This window comes from Campylobacter sp. 2457A (assembly GCF_020135895.1).
GTDB lineage: Bacteria > Campylobacterota > Campylobacteria > Campylobacterales > Campylobacteraceae > Campylobacter_D > Campylobacter_D taeniopygiae.
Window position 1 is genome coordinate 1 of the sequence record NZ_JACHTO010000035.1, and the last position, 7,875, is coordinate 7,875.

The window sequence follows — 7,875 nt, forward strand, 5'->3', positions numbered from 1 at the left end:
GGTATTAATATCGATAAAAGTGAGATTTTTAATGTTAAAAATTTTAATAATTTTACTTTTTATCAAGTAAAAAGATTTTTATAATTTTGTGCTTCTTTGGCGTTAATTACTCTTTGCTTATCTAAGTAAAAAAGTTCTTCAGCTTTGTCTTTTAACTTCTCTAAGCTTTGTATGTCTTTGAAGTTTTTAACACCAAAAGCCACAAATTTATCATCGCTCTTTCTTTGTGCGATGATTGAAATTTTATTATCAGCTTCATTGTGGTCGTAATGAGTTACGATCATTTCACCAAAGCGTTCATCATAAATTGATTTGCCTATATAAGTGCTTAGTATTTCTTTTAGCCTGGTAAAAAATTTCTCCTGTTTGGCTTTTTCTTGTGCGATGCGTTTATCGTTGTTCTTATAATCAAAAATAAACTCTAAATCTGTGATTTTACGCCCTGTTTTGTAAGTTTTTATTTCTAGTAAAACAAGATTTGATTTGCCATTTATATCTTTTTCGGCTTGTTTTAATACAAAGCGATTAAAATCCGCCCATCTTTCAATGTAAATTTTTGGCACTTCTAAAAGGTTTTGTAATACTGCAAGATTGATTTTAAGGCTTTGTTTGTTCTGTTTTAACTCACAAACAAGCATATTATAAATTCTTATGCTATAAGCTGATTTCATTTGCTGGATATCATTAAATTTTAACTGGGTAAAATCTCTTTTTTGGTCTAGCAAGTATTGCATAAGACTATCGTTAAGCTGGTAAGTGATATACCCTTGTCCTTGTCTGTATTCTATAAATTTAAAAAGTGGCATAGCCCTAAAAATATTTACTTCTTTCATTGTTTTTTCATCAAGTAATTTAAAATCCTCGACATAAGCTTTTTTTGCCATAGATTGACACAAATCCCTTATATAATTATAATCTGGATTTTTATCATCTCTTTGCCATAGTTCCATAATTTCACTTAATGGCATTTCACAAACTTGAAATAAAGTGTCTTTTTGGCTGTTAATTTGTGCGACGATCCACATAAACATTTTAAGTTCATTAGTATTCATATCGTATTTAGCATAAACAAAGCGATTGTTTTGAGTTACGACTGCTTTTTGAATTCTTTTTTTGTTAGTTTTTTTTGGTGTTTGCATAATTATTCCTACAATTCAAAGAAGCAAGCAGGGCGTTCATCGCATAAAGGGTATAAGTGCTTGCCCCTATACCCTAAACTTCCCTAAGCTAATAAGCTAAGGTTACAATTAAGCAAATTAATGCTATAATTACGATGAATTTCAATTCATCTCCTCCTTTCGGCGGAGCAAATTAACCCTAGTGGAGCCCTAATCCACTAGGATTTAAACTCCACAAAATAATTATATCACAATTTTAGTTAATAGTGTATATATTTATTAAATATTTCTCACTTTTAAAAGGGGTTTTTTCCTGGTAAAAAGTTACCTTTCACATTAAAAAAGTTACCTTTAGCAATTTTAAGTCCCATTTTTCCATATATTTATCTACTATATCCAAAATCTCTTTTAATCTGTCTTGCTTTATTTATTGTCTTTTTAAAGCTGTTTCTAATTCGTTCTCTAAGTTCTGTATATTTTGATTGTATAATGTCTCTAACTCTGTCAATTCTTGCCTGTATGAGTGTTCTATTTCCTGTGTTTTCTCCTGTAAAGCTTTGAAATCCTGTTCTAAGCCGTTGAGTTTGTTTCTCATAGCTTCCAAAGCGTTCTCGTATGCTATTCGTTCGCTCTTGATTATCTCGTGTAATTTCATCTCTGCTTGTTGATATTCTGTTATCTTGTCCTGTAATCTCTCTATTTCTGCTATTAATTCTAATTCTAAAGTCGTCATTTTCTGCCTTTTCTAATCTAGTGGTAGGTAATAATAACCCTCTTGCACTATCACGCTCTCTTTCGGCATTTGTATATAAATTTTCCCGCTGTTCGATTTTGTTGTTAGCTCCTTGCTGATCTGATAAGGTCTTATCCACAGATACCATACAACTACGCTTAAAATCATCATCGTAAGCATTCCCACTAAAAAACTCATTGCTAGGCTGGATATTTTGAATTTCATTAGCTGTATCTTGTAATTGTATTTCTCCATTTTTTCGATTGAATTTTCTAGTTTTTCCCTGTAATCGCTCGTTAAATTTTCTAATTGTTTCTCTGTAATACTCATCTTTTGATTGAATGAATTTATCAAGTTCTCGTTTAGTTCGTTCAAGCTCTGCTTTAATATCTCTTTGTTGATACTCTCTTGCTCTGCTTTCTTTTTCTGTGCGTAAGTCTCTAAGCTTTTTAAAGCTTCTAAATTGTTCATTGTAAATGCCTCCTTTAAACCTTTTAGCTTTTTTGCTTTCTGGTAGTTTAATGCTTAAATAATCGCTTCCTTTTCTTGTTACTTCGATATTGTTTTGCTCTAAAAAATAAATGAGTTCGTCTCTTGAATTGATAATTTCATTAGCTACTTGCTTATGAAGTATCTTATCTAGGGCTTTATAGTCCTTAAAAAGCTCCTTTTCTTTTTTGCTTCCTTGTAGGGTTTGTTCTTTGCTCGGATCTTTTGGATTTGTAAAACCATAGCATAAATTAACAAAATCACGCCAAAAATCAATTCTTTTATTATCAATGGGGTGGTAGTAAGGGTTAAATGACTTTTTGCTTTCTAGGTCCATTTTTGGAATTATAAAGTTTAATTCTAATCTGCCCTTGTCTGTATGTTCTATCCACAAAATATTATAACGTCCTTGCATTGCAGGAGTTAAAAGGGCATTTTCAAAGCTTTGCATTATTTCTTTTTTGGTGTTCTCATCGATGTTTTTTTCTTCAAAAGATAAAACACCTACGCAAGTTTTATGCTTTTGGCTCATTGATTTAATAAGCTCTCTTGTTAAAAACTCGTCCCCTTTTAATATTCTTGCCGTGCCTTGATTAACTCTCTCATTTAGCATATAATCAACCGATGATACACCCCCGCCTTTTTGAGTTTTAAAGAATTTACAAATCATTCAATGACTTTTCTAAGTTCTTTTAGATGATTTTCGATGCGACTTAGCATTTCTAGTCCTACTCTATCAAGTCCGCCTTTTGATGTGTTTAAATGCTTTGCAACTTGATTTAAATTATTACCCCACTTAGAAAGCTCAGCTATAAAATCTCTATTAATTGGAGTTTGTTTTCTTTTAAGGGTCTTTTGTTTTAGCATAGATTTTAAAGCAAAGCTAGAAAAATTAAGCTCACTTTCTTTTAGTTTGATTTGTATTTGCTCCCACTCATCTTGCGAAAGTCTTAATCTTTTAGTTAAAGTTTTAATGCTTTACTCCTTTCTATCAGCTGTAGCAAATCGCACCTGGTAAGGTGCTATGATTTGCGAAAAGGGGGTGCGGGGGCTGTGTGAGTGCGTAGCACGGAACACGGACAAAGCCCACCGCCCTAATTTATACTACTACTAAGCAAAAAAACTCTAAATTGCAATATTAGCTAATAGGCAAGGAAAAGTATTTCTTTTTCTTTACGCTGCTTTAGGACGGCTTACGTCCTTAAACTCTCTTTTGCATTTGAAACTTTTTTTGTTTTTCTTTCACGCGTGCGTGCATACGCACACGCGTACGCGTTTTTTAAATTTTTTAATATTTTTATATATTTTTAGGGAGCGTTCTAGGCTCTATATGATGGGGCTTAGCCGAGTATTAAAAGTAGAAATTGGGAGTATTAAAAGTAGAAATTGGGAGTATTAAAAGTAGAAATTGGGAGTATTAAAAGTAGAAATTGGGAGTATTAAAAGTAGAAATTGGTAAATAATATACTCTTAATAAATAATTTAAAAGCCTATGTAATAGGGATTAGCGAAGTATTAAGACAACAAATTGGGAGTATTTAAAAGGGCATAGATATTAACAATCTACTTTTAATTAAAAATAGAAAATATTTGACAACCTACTTTTAATATGCTATAATAAAAAATCCGCCTTGAGTTTTCACTCTTGGCGGAAATCCATTACTTAGGACATACTATGAAAAAACATAGTAAGCGTCTTAAAGTAGCATTATATCTAAATTTTAGGTTTTTTAAGCTTAAAGTGGCGATCTTTTTTGTGAAATAAGACCGCAGGGGCTTAAGCCCCTGTCCTAGTGTGGATATACACAAGGAAAATTTATGAACGATATTGTTAAATACCACAACGACTTCAATAAAATCAAGCTACCTAGCTTTACAGAGCAAGAGCAAAATTTATTATGTTTTCTATTTACAAAGATAAAAGAAAAAAAAGAAAATGAAATATTTTCTATATATCCAAAAGATCTGATAGGTTTTTCAGAAAAAAACCTATCAAATAAAGAAATAACGGAAATTTTAACATCTTTTGAAGAAAAATTTTTCAAAGCTGATTTTACGATCATTGTAAAAGATGAAGTTAAAAATTTAATTGGAAAAATGAGAGTAAATTTATTTAATCATTTTGTAATATGGAAAGAATTTAATGGAAAATACGATATGGAAATGGGAATGTATGATGCCTGGGAAGAATTTACTCGTATAGATATAGAAGTTAATAAGCATTTTGAATACCTCATTAATCAATTAACCGCTAATTTTACGGCTTTTGAATTAGCCGAATTTGTGGCACTTAGTGGCAAATACACAAAGACTTTATACAGGATTTTAAAACAATACAGGACTACAGGCAAAGCACGTTTTGAATGGAATGAATTTTGTAGGATTATGGATATACCAGAAAATTATTTAATGCATAATATCGATAAATGGATTTTAAAACCAGCGATCAAAGAACTTTCAAAAGAACGTAATTTATTTGACCAAATCAGAGTGCCCTTTAAAAATTTAGCTTACGAAAAAGAGAAAGAGAAAGGAACAAGGGGTAGGGGCGGTAAGGTTTCAGCGATCGTCTTTACCTTTAAACCAGAAAATACCGAAATGCAAAAACTAGAAAAAGAAGTCAATAAAAAAGCGACTTTGGAACAAAAAATAATCCATACTTGTAACGAAATGCTAAGAACTAGAATAAAGTTTAAATATCAAGATAAAATATATCAAGTTTTAGCATTTGATATTGAAAAGCTTTCTTTACAATGTGTAGAGATGGTTAGAGACGAATACGAAAACTTAGTAAATAGTGCTTATAAAGAATTTACAGCTAAAGATAAAACGCAATTTAAGCAAATGATTGATACATTCTTAAGCAATATTTGCTAAAATAATATTTAATCGAACTTGATGAGATTAAATATTTAAGCCACGCAGTGCAAATTAATACACTTTGCTTGTCAAGGTGGATAATTTGCAAATTATCCACCTCTTTAAAAAGAAGTGATAATTTGTTTTAAAAAAATGTGCTATAATTTCACAAGTTCAATTAAACATTTTTTTAAAAGGAGATACAATGGACTTACAAGAAAAAAGAAAAGCGGTTGCAAAATTTAACAAAGCTTTAAAAGATTTAACCAAATTAGAAGCAGAAAAAAAACGTCTTGAAACTAAAATCGAAAATGCTAAAAAAGTTATACAAGAATTTGAGATAAAAATAAATGGCTCAGATCTCTAGTATTAATTTTAAAAAATCTAATCCTATACAAATACAGCATAACGATCGAGACTTACCGCCAAATTACTTAATCGGCGGTGCGGTTGAATGTAATCGTAATCATCAAGAAGCCTTAGTTTTAAAAAATAAAATCGTTAAAGAAGCGATCGAGAACTACACCAAAAGAACAGGACAAAAATCACAAGCTAAAAGCTATGAATGGAGTGCGGTTGTAAATATCAAACCAGATACTTCAATGAATGATTTAGAGAATTTAGCTAATCACTTTCAAGAAAAATACGGCTTTCAATGCTATCAAATCGCTATACACAGAGACGAAGGGCACATAAGCGATAATGGAGAAAAGATCATCAACCATCACGCACATTTAGAGTTTATCACGCTTGACAAAGAAACAGGTAAAAACAATTATCGCAGAGAGCTTATTACACCGAAAATTTTAAGAGAGATACAAAGCGAAGTCGCTGAAATCTTGCAAATGCAAAGGGGGCAAGATAAGCGAATAAGTGGAACTAAACGCATAGAACCTAGAGCCTATGCGAGTTTAAAAGAAAAAGAGAAAAAAGCTAAAAAACAAGAACTTTTAACCAAAAACCAGTATAAAGAAGCGATCGAGAATTTTAGAAAACAACAGGCAGGAAAGGGCTTAAATAAAGAGTTTTTTAGGGATTTATCTAACTTAAAAAAGAACTTTGAAGCCATTAATGAAGAGGATTTATCAAAACTTTTAAACGATATCCTGGAACGCCATTTGCAGATCGAAAAAGAAAATCAAACAATGAAAGAAATCATCGGTAAAGCTAGGTGTAGCGAAGATGGAGAATTAGGAATGTTAGTGGAAGGACATATCCGACAAGGCAAAAGCGAATTTGTAGTCAATGAGATTAAGCAAAATATTACTTATTATGCCTTGAAAGATGCTAATGTTAAGGGACTTCAACAAGAAATCGAGAAACTAAAAAAAGAAAACCTAGAACTAAAGCAAGGTATTGAAAAAAGGGACAATTTCATAAATAATCTAGGAAAAATGCTTAATTTTCAGGGCTTGAGCTATGCTACCCCTATAAACGAGCTAGAACGCTATTTAAAACCAAAAGAGCAAAAAAACGATGATTTGTATCAAAAAGAAAATAAAAACGATTTAAAAGCTAATTCTGACATTTTAAACAATATAGAATTAATCGAACAAAAACTACAAGGCAAAAAAGAAAAATTACGGGAATTAATTTTAGCAATACCAAAAGACCAGGAAAACGATCTGAAATTAGTAAATAAAATAATCGATATCAGCGACGATAATGAAAGATTTAAGGCTTTGAAAGAAAATAATTTTGAAAAGATTTTTACAAAATATGCAGATAAACTGATGAGCGATTGGAAAGAGTATGAAGATCATTTTAACGTAACATCAACTAGCGATATTATGTTATTTCGAAACGCAAATTATCACATACAAAGAAATAATGACGATGAAATCAAAACCTGCTTAAAAGAGCTAAAAAAATATCTTGATTTTTTAAATAAAAGCGAGAAACAAAGCGAAATTTCAAACGATATCGAAACTTTACAGAGCAAATTAAATATCTTAGAGATCGAACAGGCACAAAACGAAATACAAGAAATTAAACAGGAAAGAGCAAAAGATTTTAGAAGCAAATTTCAAGAATTTAGCGAAAAAACAAAAAATAACACAAATACAAGGGGTTATGGCTATGGGAGATAAGCAAAAACCAAAGAAAAAACACTCACTCTTTCTAATCAGCTGTAGCAAATCGCACCTGGTAAGGTGCTATGATTTGCGAAAAGGGGGTGCGGGGGCTGTGTGAGTGCGTAGCACGGAACACGGACAAAGCCCACCGCCCTAATGCTTATCTAAACCTAAAAGGGAAGATAAGCTTAACTCTTAAAAACAACTTAAAAAGTTTTTAAGAGTTTCAAGGGGTTTTAGGGTCTCCCTAACGAGTTCTCGGAGTAGCAAAAATGCATTTAGCATTGTAGCTACGTAGAGTAACCTCGCCCTAATATTAAAATGATAGTATTTTTAGCTTAAATTTTCAAGAAAAACTATATATTTTTAGTCTATTTTTTTCTACTTAAGAAAAGTTTAAGATTTTTTGATTTTTTCTCTTGTTTAATATTACTCTTGTTTATACTTGTTTACGGGCATTTTAGCTATGGAAAAATGGGACTTAAAATTGCTAAAAGTGAGATTTTACCCGACAAAAGTGAGATTTTACCCGACAAAAGTATATCATAAAGTGAGATTTTACCCGAAAGAGACTAAAGTCTTAAAACTTTAGTTACCTTTA

The 7,875-nt window shown here is 31.3% G+C and carries 6 protein-coding genes; 3 read left to right on the forward strand and 3 right to left on the reverse strand.

Annotation, left to right across the window (positions count from 1 at the left end):
- Window positions 1-62: 62 nt before the first annotated feature.
- From H2280_RS07790 to H2280_RS07800, 3 genes are all read right to left on the reverse strand, one after another.
- Window positions 63-1,139, reverse strand: a complete 1,077-nt coding sequence (locus H2280_RS07790; RefSeq protein ID WP_337216170.1) for a replication initiation protein — start codon at window positions 1,137-1,139, stop codon at window positions 63-65.
- 362 nt (window positions 1,140-1,501) lie between these two features.
- Entirely contained in the window at window positions 1,502-3,010 is a 1,509-nt protein-coding gene (locus H2280_RS07795) for a relaxase/mobilization nuclease domain-containing protein (protein WP_337216171.1), read from the reverse strand.
- Entirely contained in the window at window positions 3,007-3,315 is a 309-nt protein-coding gene (locus H2280_RS07800) for a plasmid mobilization protein (RefSeq protein WP_442862345.1), read from the reverse strand. The genes H2280_RS07795 and H2280_RS07800 overlap by 4 nt, the downstream gene beginning before the upstream one ends.
- Before the next feature lie 843 nt (window positions 3,316-4,158).
- Here H2280_RS07800 and H2280_RS07805 point away from each other — a divergent pair.
- The 3 genes from H2280_RS07805 (at window position 4,159) to H2280_RS07815 (ending at window position 7,289) form a co-directional block, all read left to right on the forward strand.
- Entirely contained in the window at window positions 4,159-5,217 is a 1,059-nt protein-coding gene (locus H2280_RS07805; protein WP_337216173.1) for a replication initiation protein, read from the forward strand.
- A 187-nt stretch (window positions 5,218-5,404) separates the two neighbouring features.
- Complete coding sequence (locus H2280_RS07810) at window positions 5,405-5,566, forward strand: hypothetical protein (protein ID WP_337216174.1); 162 nt, start codon at window positions 5,405-5,407, stop codon at window positions 5,564-5,566.
- Window positions 5,550-7,289, forward strand: a complete 1,740-nt coding sequence (locus H2280_RS07815; RefSeq protein ID WP_337216175.1) for a hypothetical protein — start codon at window positions 5,550-5,552, stop codon at window positions 7,287-7,289. Before H2280_RS07810 ends, H2280_RS07815 begins: the two co-directional genes overlap by 17 nt.
- Window positions 7,290-7,875 lie beyond the last annotated feature (586 nt).

What these genes read in the sequence shown, in the direction of transcription:
- H2280_RS07805 (WP_337216173.1), top strand. Translation starts at nt 4,159, where the DNA reads ATGAACGATATTGTTAAATACCACAACGACTTCAATAAAATCAAGCTA.
- H2280_RS07790 (WP_337216170.1), bottom strand. Translation starts at nt 1,139, where the DNA reads ATGCAAACACCAAAAAAAACTAACAAAAAAAGAATTCAAAAAGCAGTC.
- H2280_RS07815 (WP_337216175.1), top strand. Translation starts at nt 5,550, where the DNA reads ATGGCTCAGATCTCTAGTATTAATTTTAAAAAATCTAATCCTATACAA.
- H2280_RS07810 (WP_337216174.1), top strand. Translation starts at nt 5,405, where the DNA reads ATGGACTTACAAGAAAAAAGAAAAGCGGTTGCAAAATTTAACAAAGCT.
- H2280_RS07795 (WP_337216171.1), bottom strand. Translation starts at nt 3,010, where the DNA reads ATGATTTGTAAATTCTTTAAAACTCAAAAAGGCGGGGGTGTATCATCG.